The sequence below is a fragment of the Micromonospora sp. HM5-17 genome (assembly GCF_003762835.1).
Taxonomy (GTDB): domain Bacteria; phylum Actinomycetota; class Actinomycetes; order Mycobacteriales; family Micromonosporaceae; genus Plantactinospora.
On the sequence record NZ_RJWA01000006.1, the window covers coordinates 1 to 20008 of the forward strand.

General features: G+C 72.8%; 15 protein-coding genes. 11 read left to right on the forward strand and 4 right to left on the reverse strand.

Features of this window, described 5'->3' with window-relative positions; all coding sequences use genetic code 11:
• Positions 1 to 60 precede the first annotated feature (60 nt).
• On the reverse strand, positions 61 to 720 hold the full coding sequence (locus tag EF879_RS17720) for a nucleotidyl transferase AbiEii/AbiGii toxin family protein (RefSeq protein WP_123560058.1): 660 nt from the start codon (positions 718 to 720) through the stop codon (positions 61 to 63).
• Positions 717 to 1127 (reverse strand): hypothetical protein, encoded by a 411-nt coding sequence (locus EF879_RS17725; protein WP_233604552.1) that lies wholly within the window; start codon positions 1125 to 1127, stop codon positions 717 to 719. The genes EF879_RS17720 and EF879_RS17725 overlap by 4 nt, the downstream gene beginning before the upstream one ends.
• Positions 1128 to 1358: 231 nt before the next feature.
• Between EF879_RS17725 and EF879_RS17730 the strand changes: the two genes are divergently transcribed.
• The 7 genes from EF879_RS17730 to EF879_RS17765 all read left to right on the forward strand — a co-directional run bounded on the left by EF879_RS17730 (position 1359) and on the right by EF879_RS17765 (position 12592).
• Complete coding sequence (locus EF879_RS17730; protein ID WP_123560060.1) at positions 1359 to 2204, forward strand: hypothetical protein; 846 nt, start codon at positions 1359 to 1361, stop codon at positions 2202 to 2204.
• Between the two features lie 250 nt (positions 2205 to 2454).
• Positions 2455 to 5733, forward strand: coding sequence for a formate dehydrogenase (fdh, locus tag EF879_RS17740; protein ID WP_255420921.1), 3279 nt, complete (start codon positions 2455 to 2457; stop codon positions 5731 to 5733).
• 2 nt (positions 5734 to 5735) lie between these two features.
• On the forward strand, positions 5736 to 6779 hold the full coding sequence (locus tag EF879_RS17745) for a 4Fe-4S dicluster domain-containing protein (RefSeq protein ID WP_123560067.1): 1044 nt from the start codon (positions 5736 to 5738) through the stop codon (positions 6777 to 6779).
• A complete protein-coding gene (nrfD, locus tag EF879_RS17750) occupies positions 6776 to 7873 on the forward strand; it encodes an NrfD/PsrC family molybdoenzyme membrane anchor subunit (RefSeq protein WP_123560069.1) in 1098 nt (365 codons plus the stop codon). The genes EF879_RS17745 and nrfD overlap by 4 nt, the downstream gene beginning before the upstream one ends.
• Positions 7874 to 8578: 705 nt before the next feature.
• The gene (gene mmsA, locus EF879_RS17755; RefSeq protein WP_123560071.1) at positions 8579 to 10117 is read left to right on the forward strand and encodes a multiple monosaccharide ABC transporter ATP-binding protein; all 1539 of its coding nucleotides are present in this window, start codon (positions 8579 to 8581) and stop codon (positions 10115 to 10117) included.
• A 4-nt stretch (positions 10118 to 10121) separates the two neighbouring features.
• Positions 10122 to 11420, forward strand: coding sequence for a multiple monosaccharide ABC transporter permease (gene mmsB / locus EF879_RS17760; protein ID WP_123560073.1), 1299 nt, complete (start codon positions 10122 to 10124; stop codon positions 11418 to 11420).
• Positions 11421 to 11488: 68 nt separating this feature from the next.
• Entirely contained in the window at positions 11489 to 12592 is a 1104-nt protein-coding gene (locus EF879_RS17765) for a sugar-binding protein (RefSeq protein ID WP_123560075.1), read from the forward strand.
• A 90-nt stretch (positions 12593 to 12682) separates the two neighbouring features.
• On the opposite strand, the gene selD is transcribed toward EF879_RS17765, so the two are convergent.
• The gene (gene selD, locus EF879_RS17770) at positions 12683 to 13687 is read right to left on the reverse strand and encodes a selenide, water dikinase SelD (RefSeq protein ID WP_123560678.1); all 1005 of its coding nucleotides are present in this window, start codon (positions 13685 to 13687) and stop codon (positions 12683 to 12685) included.
• A gap of 141 nt (positions 13688 to 13828) precedes the next feature.
• Here selD and selA point away from each other — a divergent pair, with 141 nt between their 5' ends.
• The 4 genes from selA (at position 13829) to EF879_RS17790 (ending at position 18725) form a co-directional block, all read left to right on the forward strand.
• Positions 13829 to 15187 (forward strand): L-seryl-tRNA(Sec) selenium transferase, encoded by a 1359-nt coding sequence (gene selA, locus EF879_RS17775; RefSeq protein WP_123560680.1) that lies wholly within the window; start codon positions 13829 to 13831, stop codon positions 15185 to 15187.
• A gap of 1 nt (position 15188) precedes the next feature.
• Positions 15189 to 16952 (forward strand): selenocysteine-specific translation elongation factor, encoded by a 1764-nt coding sequence (gene selB, locus EF879_RS17780; RefSeq protein ID WP_123560077.1) that lies wholly within the window; start codon positions 15189 to 15191, stop codon positions 16950 to 16952.
• A gap of 130 nt (positions 16953 to 17082) precedes the next feature.
• Positions 17083 to 17280 (forward strand): hypothetical protein, encoded by a 198-nt coding sequence (locus EF879_RS17785; protein WP_123560079.1) that lies wholly within the window; start codon positions 17083 to 17085, stop codon positions 17278 to 17280.
• A 116-nt stretch (positions 17281 to 17396) separates the two neighbouring features.
• On the forward strand, positions 17397 to 18725 hold the full coding sequence (locus tag EF879_RS17790) for an exo-beta-N-acetylmuramidase NamZ domain-containing protein (protein WP_123560081.1): 1329 nt from the start codon (positions 17397 to 17399) through the stop codon (positions 18723 to 18725).
• 133 nt (positions 18726 to 18858) lie between these two features.
• Here EF879_RS17790 and EF879_RS17795 read toward each other — a convergent pair whose 3' ends face one another.
• The gene (locus tag EF879_RS17795; RefSeq protein WP_123560083.1) at positions 18859 to 19968 is read right to left on the reverse strand and encodes an SRPBCC domain-containing protein; all 1110 of its coding nucleotides are present in this window, start codon (positions 19966 to 19968) and stop codon (positions 18859 to 18861) included.
• Between the last annotated feature and the right edge of the window lie 40 nt (positions 19969 to 20008).

Consider the following 20008-nt stretch of genomic DNA (forward strand, 5'->3'; position numbering starts at 1 on the left):
TCGCCTCAGGGCACCCAACACCCGACCGCGTCGGCTGGCCGCCGGCCATGCCGCGCCGGCTCAGCGTGGCCAGGCGGCCAACCTGGCCCGGATCTGTCGGACCCGGGCGTCGTCGCAACCGTAGCGGGCGAACCGCTGGTCGGGGAGGCGATCCAGGTAGCGGCCGACGGCGACCACATCCTCCGGCTCGATCGCCGGGTCGTACTCCCGGGCGAGCCGGAGCAGCTCGTCGATCGGGTACCGCTCGAGCGCGGCGGCGATGTCGATGTAGTCGCGCACCTCGCGGCGGTTGATCAGCGCCGCGGTCTTGCTGGCCACCAGATCCCGGACGTGCATGACCGGACCGAGGTCCATCACCACCGGGCTGTGGTGCCGGTCCAGCCGGCCCAGGCTGAGCCGCAGCTGCCGGCCGCCCCGACTCACCAGGAAGTCCTTCATGTCCAGGGCGAACCCGTCGAAGAGATCCGCGAGGTCGGCGGAGGGGTCCTCGTCGACGACGGTGAAGCCGGCCGCCTCCAGCGCGGCCCGGACCTCCGTCGCCGCGGTGGCCGCCGCCCCGTCCACGTCGGCGAAGAGGTCGACGTCCTCGGTGGGCCGGGTGATCAGGCCGTGGGCCGCCCAGGCGATCCCGCCGCCCAGCACGAACCCGTGTTTGTCGGCGACGGAGAGCGCGACCCGGGCGACCTGCCGGTAGAAGTCGTCGAGATGGCCGGTGGTCATGCCGCCCGGCGGTCGAGTGCCGGACGGTCGCCGACGGACCCGGACGACAGCGTCGCCGTCGACGAGGCGGGCGCGCGGAGCACCGGGTGGTGCCGCTCCCAGGCGGCCCGGACGGCGCGCGGCAGGTTGAGCGCCGGCCACACCCGGCAGAGGAGCCGGCCGTTGAGGTAGCGGCGCAAATCGTCGGAGCGGGTGGTCTCCCGCAGTACGTTCTCGTACATCCACAGCAGCTGGTCCGGATCGGCCAGGTCGAAGACCCGGTCCGGACCCCACATCAGCCGCAGCGGCAGGGTCACCCGGCCGTGGGTCGGACCGGCCAGCTCGGTCAGGGTCCGGGACACCACGGCGGGTCGGCCCGGTCGGGCCAGTGGGGTCACCCCGGACGGGGCCGCTCCGGCGGGTCGCATGGGCTCAGGGTAACCCCAGCCGGGCCGCCCGGACGATCAGTACCCGATTCTGCGCGCCTGTCCGGCTCACCAGATCGGCGGACCATATCCGGAATGCCGGACCCGCCGCCTCGGTTATGCCTCCCGGTACGCCCGCGAGCCCCGCCCCCTGGACCGCGGGCGTACCTCTTTGCGCTGGGACGTCGGCTCGGCGCCTCTCCCCGGTATCGAGATCGAAAGGGCAACCATCAGATGAACCCGATCTTCGGGCGATGGCTCCCCGCCATCGCGGAGACCACCGTCACGCGGTGGCTGCCGGCCATCGCACAGAACCGGGCGGTACGGCGCATCCCTGCCGTCGCGGAGACCGTCACCGCACGGTGGCTGCCCGCCCTCACACAGAGCCGGGCGGTACGCCACCTGCCCGCCCTCGCCGAGACGCCGCTCGTCCGGCGCAGCGCGCTCGCCGTCGCGGGACTCACCTGCGCGGCCGCCTGCTCGGCCGTCGCCGGTGGGCCACCCGGCACCGTCGCGGCCGTTCCCGGCCACCTCGCGCCGGAGTCGGCGGCGTACACCCAGCAGCTGCGGGCCGACGGGTCGGCGCAGGACCGCGGGTCGGACGCGCAGCAGAACCAGAACGACACGCCGAGCCGGGAGACGCTGGTCCCGTACGGCGTGCAGGGCGCCCAGTCGCACATCGCCCTCGACGGCGACCAGTGGGACAACGCCAGGGAGATCGTCCGGGTCGCCCGCGACGAGGGCGTGGGTCCACGCGGTGCCGTGATCGGCGTGGCGACGTCGCTGCAGGAGTCGAAGCTGCGCAACCTGGGTCACCTGGGCGCGTACAACGACCACGACTCGCTGGGGCTGTTCCAACAGCGGCCGTCGTCCGGCTGGGGCGCGCCTGACCAGCTCACCGACCGGGACTATTCGGCGAGGGCGTTCTTCGAGGGGCTGAAGCGGGTCGACGGGTGGCGGGACATGCCGCTGACCGACGCCGCTCAGGCCGTGCAGGTCTCGGCGTACCCCTTCGCGTACGCGCAGTGGGAGGACCAGGCCGCGGACATCGTCCAGCAGGTGTGGTCGGACGCGCACTGATCCGGAACGGTCCGGACGTGCCCGCCCAGACCCTGGCCGAAACACCCGCGCCGTCACGGCGTACCGGCTAGGGTCTGGGTAACGTCCGCGCTGCGTCCTCGTCCCTGGTCGCCGCCGGTTCCCATGCTCCGGCGGGGGTCCGCGCGGCCGTCGCCGGGTGTCGTCATGCGCCGGACCGGAAACGGAAGGAGAGCGTCCACGTGGACCAGCCGGTCGGGTCGCCGGCGCTGGTCGGTCAGGAGGTGCCGGGATGGGGATCCGCACCTGGATCGAGGGCTGGCCGGTGTACCGGCAGCTCACCGGCACCGACCCGCTCGGTCGCGGCGCCGCGGCCCGGTCGCCCCGGTCCGCCAGGCTGACGCCGCGCACCGACACCGCGGACGCGGTGTTCCGGTCCATCTGCCCGTACTGTGCGGTCGGCTGCGGCCAGCGTGTCTACGTCTCCGAGGGCCGGGTGACCCAGATCGAGGGCGACCCGGACAGCCCGATCTCCCGCGGGCGGCTCTGTCCCAAGGGCGCGGCCAGCAAGAGCCTGGTGACCAGCCCCCTACGTCAGCAGCGGGTGCTCTACCGCCGTCCGTACGCCACCGAATGGGAAGAGCTGGACCTGGCGACCGCCATGGACATGATCGCCGACCGGGTCATCGCCGCCCGGGACGCGACCTGGGAGGACGTCGACGACCAGGGACGTCCGCTGCACCGCACCCTCGGCATCGCCGCGCTCGGCGGCGCGACCCTGGACAACGAGGAGAACTACCTCATCAAGAAGCTGTTCACCGCGATGGGTGCGATCCAGATCGAGAACCAGGCCCGGATTTGACACTCCGCCACCGTCCCCGGTCTGGGGGCCAGCTTCGGTCGCGGTGGCGCGACGACATTCCAGCAGGATCTGATCAACAGCGACTGCGTCATCATCCAGGGCTCGAACATGGCCGAGGCCCACCCGGTCGGGTTCCAGTGGGTGATGGAGGCGAAGCAGCGCGGCGCGAAGGTCATCCACATCGACCCGCGGTTCACCCGGACGAGCGCGCTGGCCACCACCTACGTGCCGATCCGGGCCGGCACCGACGTCGCCTTCCTCGGCGGCATCGTGCGCTACATCCTCGAGAACGAGCTCGACTTCCGGGAGTACGTCCTCGCCTACACCAACGCGGCGACCATCGTGAGCGACGACTTCCGGGACACCGAGGACCTGGACGGGCTCTTCTCCGGGTACGACCCGACGACCGGCACCTACGACCGCACGAGCTGGCAGTACCGGGGCCACGAGGAGGAGAGCGGCGGACACCAGACCGTCACCGAGCGGAACAGCGCGGCCGGACTGCGCCACGAGTCGCACGGTGCGCCGATCTCCGGGCGCGTGATGCGGGACGAGACGCTCCAGCATCCGAACTGCGTCTACCAGATCCTCAGGCGGCACTACGCCCGCTACACGCCGGAGATGGTCGAGCGGATCTGCGGCGTGCCGCGCGAGAGGTTCGAGGAGGTGGCACGGGCCTGGACGGAGAACTCGCGCCGGGACCGCACCACCATGCTGGTCTACTCGGTGGGCTGGACCCAGCACACGGTCGGGGTGCAGTACATCCGCACCGGGGCGATCATCCAACTGCTGCTCGGCAACATCGGCCGGCCCGGCGGAGGCATCCTCGCCCTGCGCGGACACGCCAGCATCCAGGGCTCGACCGACATCCCGACCCTGTTCAACCTGCTGCCGGGCTACCTGCCGATGCCGCATCACGCCCAGCACGCGACGTTCCGCGACTGGTACACCAGCATCCAGAACCCCGGGCAGAAGGGGTTCTGGGCCAACGCCCGGGCCTTCGCGGTGAACCTGCTGAAGGCGTACTGGGGCGCGGCGGCGCGACCGGAGAACGACTTCTGCTACGACTACCTGCCCCGGATGACCGGCGACCACGGTACCTACCAGACCGTCTTCAACATGATCGACGGCAAGGTCAAGGGCTACTTCCTGTTCGGGCAGAACCCGGCGGTGGGCTCCGCGCACGGCCGGGCGCAGCGGCTGGGCATGGCCAACCTGGACTGGCTGGTGGTCCGGGACTTCTTCCTGACCGAGAGCGCCACGTTCTGGAAGCACAGCCGCGAGGTGGAGACCGGCGAGATCGTGCCGGAACGCTGCCGTACCGAGGTGTTCTTCCTGCCGGCCGCCACACACGTCGAGAAGGAGGGGAGCTTCACCCAGACCCAGCGGCTGTTGCAGTGGCGGGAGAAGGCCGTCGATGCGCCCGGCGACGCCCGCTCGGAGCTGTGGTTCACCTACCACCTTGGCCGGATCATCCGCGACAGGCTGATGGGCTCCACCCGGCCCCGCGACCGGGCCCTGCTCGAGCTGGTCTGGGACTATCCCACGCACGGTCCGCACGCCGAACCGAGCGCCGAGGCGGTGCTGCGGGAGATCAACGGGTACGACATCGCCACGCGCCGGCCGTTGGCCAGCTTCACCGAGATGAAGGACGACGGTTCGACGCTCGGCGGCTGCTGGATCTACACCGGGGTGTTCGCGGACGGGGTCAACCAGGCCGCGCGGCGCAAACCCGGCCGGGAGCAGAGCTGGGTCGCCCCCGAGTGGGGCTGGGCCTGGCCGGCGAACCGGCGCCTGCTCTACAACCGCGCCTCCGCCGACCCGCAGGGACGGCCGTGGAGCGACCGCAAGCGGTACATCTGGTGGGACGAGGAGTCCGGGCAGTGGGTCGGCGAGGACGTCCCGGACTTCGAGAAGACGAAGCCGCCGGGGTACCGCGCGCCGCACGACGCGACCGGTGTCGCCGCCATCGACGGCATCGACCCGTTCATCATGCAGGGTGACGGGAAGGGCTGGCTGTACGCCCCGGCCGGTGCGGTGGACGGCCCGCTGCCGACCCACTACGAGCCGGCCGAGTCGCCGATCCGCAACCCGCTGTACGGGCAGCAGGCCAACCCGGTTCGCAAGCTGTACCCCCGGCCGGACAACCCGACGAACCCGGGCCCGCCGGAGTCGCACGCCGAGGTCTTCCCGTACATCGTCACCGTCAGCCGGCTCACCGAGCACCACACGGCGGGCGGGATGAGCCGCACCGTGCGGTACCTCGCGGAGTTGCAGCCGGAGATGTTCGTGGAGGTCTCGCCGGAACTGGCGGTCGAGCGGGGGTTGACCCACCTGGGCTGGGCACACGTGGTGACCAGCCGCTCCGTGATCGAGGCACGGGTCGTGGTCACCGACCGGGTGGCCCCGCTCCGGCTGGAGGGCCGGGTCGTCCACCAGATCTGGCTGCCGTACCACTTCGGCTACGAGGGACTGGTGCGGGGCGAGCCGGCCAACGACCTCTTTGGCGTCACCCTGGACCCGAACGTCCTGATCCAGGAGAGCAAGGTCGGCACCTGTGACGTCCGGCCCGGACGGCGGCCGACCGGCCCCGCCCTGGCCGACCTCGTCGCCGACTACCGGCGGCGGGCCGGACTCGACGGCCACGGGCCACCGGTGGCCACCGCCGACGCTGCCCGACCCGGCGACGACCCCGACCCCGAGGAGTGAGGATGGCCGAGAGCTGGACGGCCGCGCCGGCGAATCCCGCCGAGCGCGCCGGGTACGTCGCACCGCCGCCCCGGATGGGGTTCTTCACCGACACCAGCCTCTGCATCGGCTGCAAGGCCTGTGAGGTGGCGTGCAAGGAGTGGAACCTCATTCCCGGCAGCGGGCTGGACCTGCTCGGCATGTCGTACGACAACACCGGGGCGCTGACCGCGAACTCGTGGCGACACGTCGCCTTCGTCGAGCAGTCCCGAACGGCCGGCTGGCAGGCCGTGCCGCCGCTGGCCGGCGCCCCGACCGGAGCGGCGGCCAGCCCGACCACGGCCGAGGCGGGTGGCGCGGCATCCCCGGAGCAGGGGACGCTACCGGGGGTGGCGCCGGCGCCGGATCCGGCACCCGCGGCCCGGATGGCCGGTGGGGGCACGTCCCTCGGCATGCCCGGCGCGGACCTGCCCGGCCGGGGCGACCGGGGCGGGCGCGGCGACCTGCGCTGGCTGATGATGTCGGACGTCTGCAAGCACTGCACCGACGCGGCCTGCCTGGACGTCTGCCCGACGGGTGCGCTGTTCCGTACCGAGTTCGGCACGGTGGTGGTGCAGGAGGACATCTGCAACGGCTGCGGCTACTGCATTCCGGCCTGCCCGTACGGGGTGATCGACCAGCGCCGGGGCGACGGCCGCGCCTGGAAGTGCACGCTCTGCTACGACCGGCTCAGGGCGGGCCGGATCCCGGCCTGCGCCCAGGCCTGCCCCACCGATTCGATCCAGTACGGCGAACTCGACGAGCTGCGGGAACGGGCCCGGGTGCGGGTGGAACGCCTGCACGCCGAGGGGGTGACCGAGGCCCGCCTCTACGGGCACGACCCGGGCGACGGGGTCGGGGGCGACGGAGCCTTCTTCCTGCTCCTCGACGAGCCCGAGGTGTACGGGCTGCCGCCCGACCCGGTGGTGACCACTCGCGACCTGCCCCGGATGTGGCGCCGGGCGGGGATCGCCGCGCTCGCCGTGGCGGCGGCCACCGTGGCCGCGTTCGTCGGGGGTTCCCGGTGACCGCGCCGGGTCGGGGCCTGCCCGGCGAGCCGGCGGGGGAGCGCTTCCGGCGGCTCCGGGACCGACTCGACCATCCGAACGGCGGCGGGCTGCGCCGCGGCGTCCGCCGGGGCGGGGGACCGGGGCCGGGCCTGGTGGACGGCGAGCCGCTGCCGGTGCCGCCGGCCGCGTTCGCCTCCTACTACGGCCGGCCCATCCTGAAGGCACCGGTGTGGCGGCACGACATTCCCGCGTATCTCTTCTGCGGGGGGCTCGCCGCCGGGACGGCGCTGCTGGCCGCCGGGGGCGACCTGACCGGTCGGGTCGTGTTGCGCCGGGCCAACCGGCTGGTCGCGCTCGGCGCGGTCGGGGCGGGCGTGTACTTCCTCATCAATGATCTCGGCCGTCCCGCCCGGTTCCACCACATGCTGCGGATGGTGAAGCCGACGTCGCCGTTGTCGATCGGCACCTGGATCCTCGCCGGATTCGGCCCGGCCGCCGGTGTGGCGGCGGTGTCCGAACTCGCCCCGGTGCTGCCTCGCCACGGGATACCGGGCCTGGTCGGCCGGCTCATGCCGCCGGTCGGCCGCGCCGCCGGGCTCGTCTCCGCGGCGGCGGCACCGGCCCTGGCCACGTACACCGGGGTGCTGTTGGCCAACACCGCCGTGCCGAGCTGGCATGACGCGTACCCCCACCTGCCCGCCATGTTCGCGGGCAGCGCGTTGGTCGCCGGGGGTGGTGCCGCGTTGCTCACCGCGCCGACCGGGCAGGCCGATCCGGCCCGGCGACTGGTCGTGGCCGGTGCCGTCCTGGAGCGGCTTGCCGAGTACCGGGTCAGACGGATGGGGCTGACCGCCGAGCCGTACCGGCGGGGACCCGGGGGCCGGCTGCTCGCCGCCGGCCGGTTGCTGCTCGCCGCCGGAACCGCCGGGGCACTGCTCGGCCGGCGTAGCCGGACGGTCTCGGCACTCTCCGGGGTGGCGCTGCTCGCCGCGTCGGTGCTGACCCGGTTCGGAGTCTTCGAGGCGGGGATCGCCTCCGCCCGCGACCCGCGGTACACGGTGCTGCCACAGCGGCAGCGGTTGGCGAACCGAGGGCGTGGCGCCGGCGCCTGAGCCGCAGGCGGTGGCCGTCCGTGGCCGGGCCGGCGCGGCGGGTGGGGAGCGCCCGGCCGACCGTGGACCCGGCGGGCCGGTCCTCGCGTTCCACCGGTGCCCGGGGTGACCCCGCGGTGAGCTGCTGCGAGACCACCCGATATGGTCCGGGGCAGCCGTCGCCGCTGGTGGCGGCGGGTGAGTGGACCGGCGGCACCGGCGCGCGGGTCGTGCGCGATCGGGTCCGGACCGTCCCGGTTGTGTCGTTGCTCTCGCCCACCGCCCCGAGGATCACCTCGGGGGACTCACTGGTATGCACCCATCCCACTACTTACCGTAGTTTCGGGTTGCCTCGGGCTCGTGCCCCCGATTAACGAGCCGGACATGGCCCCGACATCTTGCGAATCATCCTCGCCTCCAATAAGTTTCACGCGGCAACAAAACTGAGTCGGCGATGACGAGCTGCCCGGAGGCAACGATGATGTTGGTGACGTGGCGCGGCCATCGGCCGCCGGACGCGTCCGGACCCCTCCGGCGCCGCGGTGACCGGGACCACACGGTTCCGGCCGTCCCGCGCCCCCGCTGGGCACCGAACCCCGGTCGACCACCGCGTGCGGTCCGGCGGACCGCACGGTCGGACGCGTGGCGTGAGCGCCGCGCGGTTCAGGTGGCCAACGGCTCACCGACCGGCCGTCCGGTGCCGCGGCGGAGCGGGGAGCGCGTGTCATGAGCGACGCGCCCGTCCTGCTGGAGATGCGGGGCATCACCAAGGAGTTTCCCGGGGTCAAGGCCCTCTCCGACGTCAACCTGGTGGTCCGCAAGGGCGAGATCCACGCGATCGCCGGGGAGAACGGGGCCGGCAAGTCGACCCTGATGAAGGTGCTCAGCGGGGTGTACCCGTACGGGAGCTACACCGGCCAGATCATCTACCAGGGCGCGGAGTGCCGGTTCTCGGACATCCGGGCCAGCGAGCAGGCCGGCATCGTGATCATCCACCAGGAACTCGCCCTGGTGCCCGGCATGTCCATCACCGAGAACATCTTCCTCGGCAACGAGCCCGGCCGGGGCGGTGTGATCGACTGGAAGGCCGCCAACCGGCAGGCGCTGGAGCTGCTGGCCCGGGTCGGGCTCCAGGAGGACCCGGACACGCTGATCAAGGACATCGGCGTCGGCAAGCAGCAGCTCGTGGAGATCGCCAAGGCCTTCGCCAAGAACGTCAAGCTGCTCATCCTCGACGAGCCGACCGCCGCGCTCAACGAGACGGACTCCCAGCACCTGCTGGACCTGCTGCGCGGCTTCAAGCAGCGCGGGGTCACCTCGATCATCATCTCCCACAAGCTCAACGAGATCGCCCAGATCGCCGACTCGATCACCATCCTCCGGGACGGCCGGACCATCGAGACCCTGGACGTCAAGGCGGACGGCGTCGACGAGGACCGGATCGTCCGCGGCATGGTCGGCCGGGAGCTGCACAGTCGGTTCCCGGACCACACTCCCACGATCGGCGAGGTCTTCTTCGAGGTTCGCGACTGGACGGTCCGGCACCCGATCTCGCCCGACCGCCTCGTCGCCAAGGGTTCCAGCTTCACCGTGCGGCGCGGCGAGATCGTCGGCTTCGCCGGACTGATGGGCGCCGGCCGGACCGAGCTGGCGATGAGTCTCTTCGGCCGTTCCTACGGGACGTACGTCTCCGGGCAGATCATCAAGGACGGCAAGGAGATCGTCCTGAGGTCGGTCTCCGACGCGATCCGGCACGGCCTGGCGTACGTCAGCGAGGACCGCAAGTCCCTCGGCCTGAACCTGCTCGACGACATCAAGACCTCGATCGTCTCCGCCAAGCTCGCCAAGGTCTCCCGGCGCGGGGTGGTGGACCCGGTCGCCGAGCACCGCGCCGCCGAAGGCTACCGGACCAGCCTGCGGATCAAGACCCCCACCGTCGACGAGGGGGTCGGCAAGCTCTCCGGCGGCAACCAGCAGAAGGTGGTGCTGGCGAAGTGGATGTTCACCGACCCTGACCTGCTCATCCTCGACGAGCCCACCCGGGGCATCGACGTGGGTGCCAAGTACGAGATCTACGGCATCATCCAGCAACTCGCCGACCAGGGGAAAGGTGTCATCGTCATCTCGTCGGAGCTGCCGGAGCTGATCGGGCTCTGCGACCGGATTTACACGGTCTTCGAGGGGACGATCACCGGCTGCGTTGAGCGGCGGGACGCCGATCCGGAACGCCTGATGAAGCAGATGACCTCAGCGAAGAAGGCATGACGCCATGAGCCGCGTGAAAGAACTCCAGAAGTCCCTGTTCGCGGGGACGACCTCCAACGCCCGGCAGTTCGGGATGATCTTCACGCTGGTGGCGATCGTCCTGCTGTTCCAGATCCTCACCGACGGTCTGACGCTGAACTCCAGCAACCTGATCTCGCTGGTGAGCCAGTACTCGTACATCCTGATCCTGGCCATCGGGATGCTGATGGTGATCGTCGCCGGCCACATCGACCTCTCGGTCGGCTCGGTCGCCGCCGTCGTCGGCATCATCGTCGCCAAGGTGATGCAGGAGTACGACCTGGCCTGGCCGCTGGCCATCGTCCTCGGCCTGCTGGTCGGTGCCGTGATCGGCGCCTGGCAGGGCTTCTGGGTGGCGTACGTCGGAGTGCCCGCGTTCATCGTCACCCTGGCCGGCATGCTGCTGTTCCGTGGCATGAACCAGTACATCGGCAGCGCCAACACCATCCCGGTGCCGGAGGGCTTCCGGGAGATCGGCGCCGGCTTCCTGCCCGAGGTGGGCCCGGACACCGGGTACAACAACCCCACCCTGCTGCTCGGCCTCCTGGTCTGTGTCGCCGTCGTGATCCGTGAGTGGCGGGCCCGGCGGACCCGCCGGGAGATGGCGGCCGAGGTGTGGCCGATGTGGATCTCCGTGATCCGGGTCGTCGTCCCGCTCATCGTGATCGTCTTCGCGACCCTGCGGTTCGCCGGCGGACGGGTCGGTACCAGCTTCCCGATCTCCGGCATCATCCTCGGCGTCCTGGTGGTGATCTACTCGTTCATCACCCGGAACACCGCGGGCGGCCGACACATCTACGCGGTCGGTGGCAACGCCCGGGCCGCCGAGCTCTCCGGCGTGAAGCTCAAGCGGGTCAACTTCCTGGTGATGCTGAACATGTCGGTCCTGGCCGCGCTGGCCGGCATGATCTTCGTCGCGCGGTCCGCAGCCTCCGGTCCGCAGGACGGCCTCAACTGGGAGCTCGACGCGATCGCCGCGGTCTTCATCGGTGGCGCCGCGGTCTCCGGCGGTCTCGGCACGATCAGCGGCTCGATCGTCGGCGGCCTGGTGATGGCCGTCCTCAACAACGGCCTGCAGCTGATGGGCGTCGGCATCGACCGGGTGCAGATGATCAAGGGTCTGGTCCTGCTGCTGGCCGTCGCGCTCGACGTCTACAACAAGAACCGCGGACACTTCTCGATCATCGGAAGCCTGATGCGGCCGTTCCGCCGGGCGGCACCCGCCGCCACGACGACCCCGATCGAGTCGGGCCAGGAGCCAGCCAAGACCCCGGTGGCCGGCTGACGGCCCCCTCGCCATCCGGGACGGACACCCTGTCCGGACCGCTCACCGTGAAAGAAGGGCTACCTGAGATGCGTAAGTACCTCGCCAGGGGTGTGGCCGCCGGTGCCATCGCCCTCCTGGCCCTGACCGCCTGCTCCGAGCGCTCGGGCTCCTCGGGCGGCGACTCGGCCGACTCCGGCAAGGGCTTCCCCGCCGACGCCCTGATCGGCGTCGCGCTGCCCGCGAAGACCTCGGAGAACTGGGTCCTCGCCGGTGACCTGTTCGTCAACGGTCTGAAGGAGGCCGGCTTCCAGTCCGACGTCCAGTACGCCGGCGCCTCCAGCACCGTCTCCGACCAGCAGAACCAGATCCAGGCGATGGTCACGAAGGGCGCCAAGGTCATCGTGATCGGCGCCACCGACGCCTCGCAGCTGAGCACCCAGGTCAAGGCCGCGAAGGACGCCGGCGCCTACGTCATCGCGTACGACCGGCTGATCAAGAACACCCCGGACGTCGACTACTACGTCGCGTACGACAACTTCAAGGTCGGTCAGCTCCAGGGCCAGGCCCTGCTGGACGGTATGAAGGCGAAGAAGCCGAACGGTCCCTACACCATCGAGCTCTTCTCCGGCTCGCCGGACGACAACAACTCGGCGGTCTTCTTCGACGGCGCGATGAGCGTCCTCAAGCCCGAGATCGACAAGGGCACCGTGGTCGTCGGCTCCGGCCAGACCGACATCAAGCAGACCGCGATCGAGGGCTGGAAGGCCGAGAACGCCCAGCGGCGGATGGACTCGCTGCTGACCTCGACCTACAGCACCGGCAAGACCCTGGACGGCGTGCTGTCGCCGAACGACACCCTCGCCCGGGCGATCATCACCTCGGTGAAGGGGGCCGGCAAGCCGCTGCCGGTGGTGACCGGCCAGGACTCCGAGGTCGAGTCGGTGAAGTCGATCATGGCGGGTGAGCAGTACTCCACCATCAACAAGGACACCCGCAACCTGGTCAAGCAGACCATCCAGATGATCAAGGACCTTCAGCAGGGCAAGGAGCCCGAGGTCAACGACACCACCTCCTACAACAACGGGGTGAAGGTCGTCCCGGCGTACCTGCTGCCGCCGCAGATCGTCACGAAGGCGAACGCGGCCGAGGCGTACGCCAACGACCCGATCCTGGCGCCGCTGACGAAGTGACCTGTCGCCCGGCGCGTGGCCGCCGGGCACGACACGGGCCCCCGGGAGACCTTCCCGGGGGCCCGTTCGGCTCTGTGGTGCCGGCGCCGCTCAGCCCCGGACCATCAGGGTCACCCCGTCCCCCGCCGCCGGCAGCAGCTCGCCGATCACCGGATGTCCCGGCAGCTCCCCGGCGAGCAGCAGCCCTCCCGAGGTCTGCGCGTCGGCGAGGAGCAGCAGCTCCTCCTCGGCCACCCCGGACGCCACCAGATGCGGCCGGACCCAGGCCAGGTTCCGCCGGGTGCCGCCGCTGACGAAACCGGCGGCCAGCGCCGCCCGGGCGCCCTCCAGGTACGGCACCGCGGCGGCGTCGACCCGGGCGGTCAGCCCCGAGGCTCGAGCCAGTTTGTGCAGGTGACCGAGGAGACCGAACCCGGTGATGTCGGTACCGCAGCGGATCCCCGCCGCCACCGCCGCGGTCGCCGCGGCCCGGTTCAGCTCCGTCATCGCCGCCACCGCCTGCGGAAAGACCTCCCCGGTCTGCTTGTGCCGGCTGTTGAGCACGCCGACACCGAGCGGCTTGGTGAGCGTCAGCGGCAGCCCGGGACGGCCGGCGTCGTTGCGGATCAGCCGCTCCGGGTCGGCGAACCCGGTGACCGCCATGCCGTACTTCGGCTCCGGGTCGTCGACGCTGTGCCCGCCGGCCACGTGCGTGCCGGCCTCCCGTGCGACGTCCAGGCCGCCGCGGAGCACCTCGGCGGCGAGCTCCAGCGGCAGCACCTCGCGCGGCCAGGCGAGAAGATTCACCCCCACCACCGGGGTGCCACCCATCGCGTACACGTCGGAGAGGGCGTTGGCGACGGCGATCCGGCCCCAGTCGTACGGGTCGTCGACCACCGGCGTGAAGAAGTCGGCGGTCGCCACCACCGCCGTACCGGACTCGAGCCGCACCACCGCGGCGTCGTCGCCGTCGTCGAGGCCGACCAGCAGCTCACCGGGACCGGCCGGAACGACACCGCCGAGCAACCCGGCCACCATCGACTCCAGCTCACCAGGGGGGATCTTGCACGCGCAGCCGCCGCCGTGCGCGTACCGGGTGAGGCGGTACCGCTCCATCGTGGTCACCCGACCACTGTCCCATCGCACACGGCGAGATCGCAGCTCCCGCGCCACCGGCGGTCGGAAGTGCGGCTTTCGCCCGGCATGTGGTGATCAGGTGTGGTTTAGTGCCGAGGTGAGGGGTACGAGGTGGTGGCGATGAACGGGGCGGTGGACCCTCGGCGGCGAGTGCCGCGCACCGACGTACTGCTCGCCGACCCCCGGCTGGCCGCCGCCGCGGCCACCGTCGGGCGCGCGCGGCTCAAGGCGGTGGTCTGCGGCGCACAGGACCGCGCCCGGCGGGGCGAGATCCCGCCCGACGAGGTGCTCGCGACCGCCCTGGCCGAACTTCCCGACACCGCCGCCGGGCTCCGCCCGGTGCTCAACGCCACCGGCGTGGTCCTACACACCAACCTCGGCCGGGCCCCACTCTCGCCGGCGGCCGTCGCGGCGGTGGTGGCGGCGGCCGGGTACACCGACGTGGAACTCGACCTGCGGACCGGGCGGCGGGCGCGTCGGGGCCGCGGGGCCCTCGCCGCCCTCGCCGCCGCGGTTCCGGCGGCCGGAGCGGTGCACGTGGTCAACAACGGCGCCGCCGCGCTCGCGCTCGTCGCCACCGCCCTCGCCGGCCGAGGCCGGGAGATCGTGATCAGCCGTGGCGAACTGGTGGAGATCGGCGACGGCTTCCGGCTGCCGGACCTGCTGGTCAGCACCGGAGCCCGGCTGCGCGAGGTCGGCACCACCAACCGCACCGTGCTCGCCGACTACGCGGCCGCGGTCGGCCCCCGGACCGCCCTGGTGCTCAAGGTCCATCCGGCCAACTTCGTGCTCCGGGGCTTCACCGCTGCGGTATCGGTCGAGGACCTGGCCACCCTCGGCGTGCCGGTGGTGGTGGACATCGGATCCGGGTTGCTGGCCCCGGATCCGCTGCTGCCCGCCGAACCGGACGCCACCTCGGCGCTGCGCGCCGGTGCCACCCTGGTCACCGCCAGCGGCGACAAACTGCTCGGCGGCCCGCAGGCCGGGCTGCTCCTCGGCGACGCCGACCTCGTCGAGCGGCTGCGCCGGCATCCACTCGCCCGGGCGCTGCGGGTGGACAAGCTGACCCTGGCCGCCCTGGAGGCGACCCTCACCGGCTCCGAGACGCCGACCTGGCGGGCCCTGCGGGCCACCCCCGCCGCGCTGCGGCTGCGTACGGAGCGGCTCCGCGACCGGCTCGCCGAGCAGGGCGTCACGGCCGAGGTGGTGACCGCCGTGGCCGTGGTCGGCGGGGGCGGGGCGCCGGACGTCACCCTGGACTCGTGGGCGCTCGCCCTTCCCGAGTCGTACGCGGCACCCCTGCGTACCGGGAACCCTCCGGTCGTCGGCCGGCTCGACCGGGGCCGGCTCCTGCTGGACCTGCGGTGCGTGCCGCCCGACCAGGACGACGTCCTGCGGGCCGCGATCCTGCGGTGCCTCGACCGTGGCGGGCGGACTGAGATGTCGCCCCGGAGCTCCGCGCCCTCCCGGGAGCCGTGACGTGCAGGTCATCGCCACCGCCGGACACGTCGACCACGGCAAGTCCACACTGGTCCGGGCGCTGACCGGGATGGAGCCCGACCGCTGGGCCGAGGAGCGCCGCCGTGGGATGACGATCGACCTCGGCTTCGCCTGGACCACGCTGCCCTCCGGCGCGGTCATCGCCTTCGTCGACGTCCCCGGGCACGAGCGGTTCGTCCCGAACATGCTCGCCGGCGTCGGTCCCGCCCCGGCCGCGCTGCTGGTGGTGGCCGCGGACGAGGGCTGGATGCCGCAGTCTGCCGAGCACCTGGCCGCGCTCGACGCCCTCGGCGTCCAACACGGTCTGCTGGTGGTGACCCGCTGCGACCTGGCGGACCCGGCCGCCGCCACCGCCGAGGCCCGGGCGGAGCTCGCCGCCACCTCGCTCGGCGCGGTCGAGGCGGTCGCGGTCAGCGCCGTCACCGGCGCCGGCCTGCCCGAGCTGCGGTCCGCGCTGGACCGGCTCGTCGCCCGGATGTCGGTGCCGGACCCGGCCGCCCCGGTACGGCTCTGGCTCGACCGGGCCTTCACCGTCCGGGGCAGCGGCACCGTGGTCACCGGCACCCTCGGCGCCGGTGAGCTGCGCACCGGTGACGAACTGGAGCTGACCGGTACCGGCGAGCGGGTCCGGATCCGGGGCCTGCAGTCGCTCGGCACGCCGGTCGCCCGGGTGACCGGCGTGGCCCGGGTGGCGGTGAACCTGCGGGGAGTGCCCCGGGAGCGGGTCGGCCGGGGCGACGCGCTGCTCACCCCCGGCCGGTTCGCGCACACCGACCTCGTCGACATCCGGCTCGCCGGCGCCCCGGTGGGCGACCTGCCCACCGAGGTGATGCTCCACATCGGCGCCGCCGCGGTCGCGGCCCGGGTCCGTCCGCTCGGCCGGGACACCGCCCGACTGCGCCTGGCCCGGCCGTTGCCGCTGCGCATCGGCGACCGGGCGCTGCTGCGGGACCCGGGACGCCGGTACGTGGCGGGCGGGGTGACCGTGCTCGACGTCGTACCGCCCCGGCTCGCCCGGCGGGGCGCGGCGGCGGTCCGGGCGTCCGTACTGGCCGAACTGGACGGCCGCCCGGACGAGCGCGGCGAGCTGCGCCGCCGGGGACTCGTCCGCCGGCGCGACCTGGAGCGGATGGGGGTCACGGTGGCGAGCGCCCCGGTCGCCGGTGACTGGCACGCCGACCCGGGACACTGGCGGGAGCTGCGGCGCCGGCTCGACGCCGAGGTGGCCCGGTGGACGCGGGCTCACCCGCTGGAGCCGGGGGTGCCGGTCGAGACCCTGCGCCAGCTGCTCGGCCTGCCGGACCGGGCGCTGGTCGAGGCCCTGGTGACGCCGCCGCTGGTCGCCCGGGGCGGTCGGATCGGGGCCGGCGGGGAGTGCGGCGGGCTGCCCGACCCGGTCGCCCGGGCCGTCCAGCGGATCGGGGCGGAGCTGGCGGAGCGGCCGTTCGCCGCCCCGGAGGCGGCCCGGCTCGCCGAGGTCGGGCTCGGGCACCGGGAGATCGGGGCGGCTGTTCGGGCCGGTGTCTTGCTGCGGCTGGCCGACAACGTCGTCCTGCTGCCCGACGCGCTGGACGAGGCGGTGCGGGTGTTGGCGGCCCTGCCACAGCCGTTCACCCTCAGCACCGCCCGGCAGGCGCTCGGGACGACCCGTCGGGTCGCCGTACCGCTGCTGGAGCTGCTCGACCGACGCGGCGTCACCCGCCGGCTGCCGGACGACGCCCGGATCATGGTCGCCCGCGGGTAGCCGGCGATCCGGCCGGTCGCGGTCCGGAGCCCGCCCGACCGTGCTCGCCCGACCCGGCCGGCTCGGCCCGATCCCGGCTCACCACCGGGAAGTCGACCACCGCCGGCCGGCGGCGCACTAGCGTGGGGGTATGGATCCGTCCGCGGTGTGGCGGGACAAGAACCGCCGCTGGCGGATCGAGGCGTACCGGGCTCCGGACCTGCGATTCGCGATCTACGCCACCAACGGCCCCACCGAGTCGGCGCCGCTGTGGCTGTTCGGCATGCCGGCGCTGGCCCGCTGGCTGATGATCCAGCGAATCGAGCTGGGTGACCTCGAGGAGGCGTGACCGCTGCGTCGGCGGTCGCGGGCCTCCGCTGTAGCTTTCCTTCTTGACCGGCCTGCTGATGCGTAGGTAACTTCCGAGCACCCGTCCCTGTCCCGGATTCCGCCCCGGAGGTCGCCGTGCACCGCAGAAGCTTCCTCACCAGCACCGCCGCCGCGAGCGCCCTGGGCGCCACGACCACCGCGCTCGCCGCGTCCCCGGCCCTGGCCCGTCCGGACGACGGCCCCACGGCGGCCGGCGGCCGGGACCGGGGACGGCGGGTCAGCACCGGGCTCGACGTCCTGGTCGCGTCCCGCTTCGCCACGCTCCGCGGGCAGCGGGTCGGGGTGCTCTCCAATCCCACCGGCGTGGACGCGCGGTACCGGCACCTGGTCGACCTGATGTACACCTCCGGCGAGGTACGGCTGGTCGCCGCCTTCGGCCCCGAGCATGGTTTCCGGGGCTCCGCGCAGGCCGGCGGCAGCGAGGGGACCGGCATCGACGCCCGCACCGGGATCACCGTCTACGACGCGTACGGTGCCTCCCAGGCGAAGTGGGCCGAGATGATCACCCGATCCAAGATCGATACCCTGGTCTTCGACATCCAGGACGTCGGTGCCCGCTTCTACACCTACATCTGGACCATGTACGACTCCATGGTCGCCGCCGCCCGGACCGGCCGCCGCTACGTGGTCCTCGACCGCCCCAACCCGATCGGCGGCCGGGCGTACGGCCCGATGATGACCCCGCCGTTCACCTCCGGGGTGGGCAAGAAGGAGATCGTCCAGCAGCACGGCATGACGGTGGGCGAGCTGGCGCGGTTCTTCAACGGCGAGTTCCTGCCGGCCGAGGCCGGTCGCCCGGTCGACCTGACCGTCATCCCGTGCCGCCACTGGCGGCGGGACCAGTTCGCCGCCACGACCGGGGTGCCCTGGGTGCTGCCCAGCCCGAACATGCCCACCCCGGATACCGCGCTGGTCTATCCCGGAACCGGGATGTTCGAGGGGGTCGCCTCGATGACCGAGGGCCGGGGCACCACCCGACCGTTCGAGCTGATCGGCGGTCTGGCCACCGACTTCGACTACCACTGGGTGGACCGGCTCTCCGCCCGGGACCTGCCGGGGGTGGAGTTCCGCGAGGCGTACTTCACGCCGACGTCGGCCGGGCAGAAGCCGGACCTGCTCAACAAGCTCTGCGCGGGGGTCGAGGTGAAGGTCGTCGACCCGGCCCGGTTCGACCCGATCCGTACGGCGGTGGCGATGCTGGTCGAGGCCCGGAAGTATCCGGCGTTCGCCTGGCGGACCGACAGCTGGGACGCGGCTCGGCCGTACTGGATCGACAAGCTGACCGGTTCGACCCGGCTCCGGACGATGATCGACGCGGGCGCCGACGTCGACGACGTCGTGGGCGCGTGGTCGGCCGAGCTGGCGGAGTTCAACCGACGCCGCCGGCGCTACCTGCTCTACTGAGCGCCCACCCCGCCGAGCCCACCCCCGGTCCGGCCTCTCGACGGGCCGGACCGGGGCCCGGATCATCCGGCCCGGCCGTTTCGGGCCCGACGTGCGGCCGGCCGCGGCGACCCCCGCCCCGGCCGGCCGCCGTTCACAGGCCGGCACACGGCTCGTCCTGGACCACACAGCGCGACGGCCGGCGCGGTCCGAGCAGGCCGTCCTGCGTCACCTCGAACCGGATCGTCACCGACCGCCCGGCGGGCAGCGGGGGGCCGGTGAAGGTCACCTCCCGCTGCTCCTGCCGGTAGTCGGCGCCCTCGGCCGCCGAGACCCGGGCAACGCCGGGCAGGGTGAGCACGACGGTCCACCCCGTGGCCGGCGCCTCGCCCTCGTTGGCGACCACCACCTCGGCCTCGTAGCCGAGCAGGCCGGGGGTGACGGTGGCGTACCGCGCGGTGAGCCGGGCCCGGCCCGGTGCGCCGGTTCGCGCGGTGGTCGTGCTCGCGTTCGGGGTGCGGGGCGGCGACGGCCGGGTCGACCTGCTCGGCTGCACCGGGGCCGCGCCCGCGACGGGGGCCCGGCCGTCGGGGGTGGTGCGGCTCGGCGTGGCCGTGGGGCTTTCGTTGGCCGCCACCGGCGCGGTGGGCGGCTGCCGGTCGTTCCGGGCGCCGACCAGACCGACCGTCACGACCACGCCTCCGACGACGAGCGCGACGACGGCGAGCAGGACGCCCAGTCGGTACCGGGACCGCCGGGCAGCCACCGGCGTGACGACGCCGACCGACCCGGTGGCCGCGGCCGGGCCGGTACCCCGGTGCGGCTTGGACGTCGCCGGGAGGTCGACCTCGCCGAAGGCCAGCCAGTCGAGGACGGCCGGAAGCCGGGTGTCGAGGAGCTGCTGGTAGCACCGCTGCCGCCGGTCCGGGTCGGCGAGATCCCAGGGCTCCTCGCCGGCGGAGTGCGTGACGGCCAGCCGGCAGCCCTCGGCCGTCGGCGTCACCTCGCACACCAGCCGGGTGGCCCGGTCGGACTCCCGCCACCGCAGCTCCATCCGGTGGGGCGGGTCGAGGTCGACCAGTTCGACGGTGACCAGTTCGTCCAGTTCGGGCAGGTCGACGGGGCGCAGGGTGAACCGGCTGATCGACGTGGGGCGCGGCTCCACCGAGGCGAACCACTTGGCCAGCAGGTCACGGTCGGTGAGGGCCTGCCAGACCCGGTCCGCGGGGTGGCGCAGGTCGACGGCGGTCCGGATTTCGGTCACCGCGAAACTGTACGACGCGCCGTGACATTTCTCGTGCCCG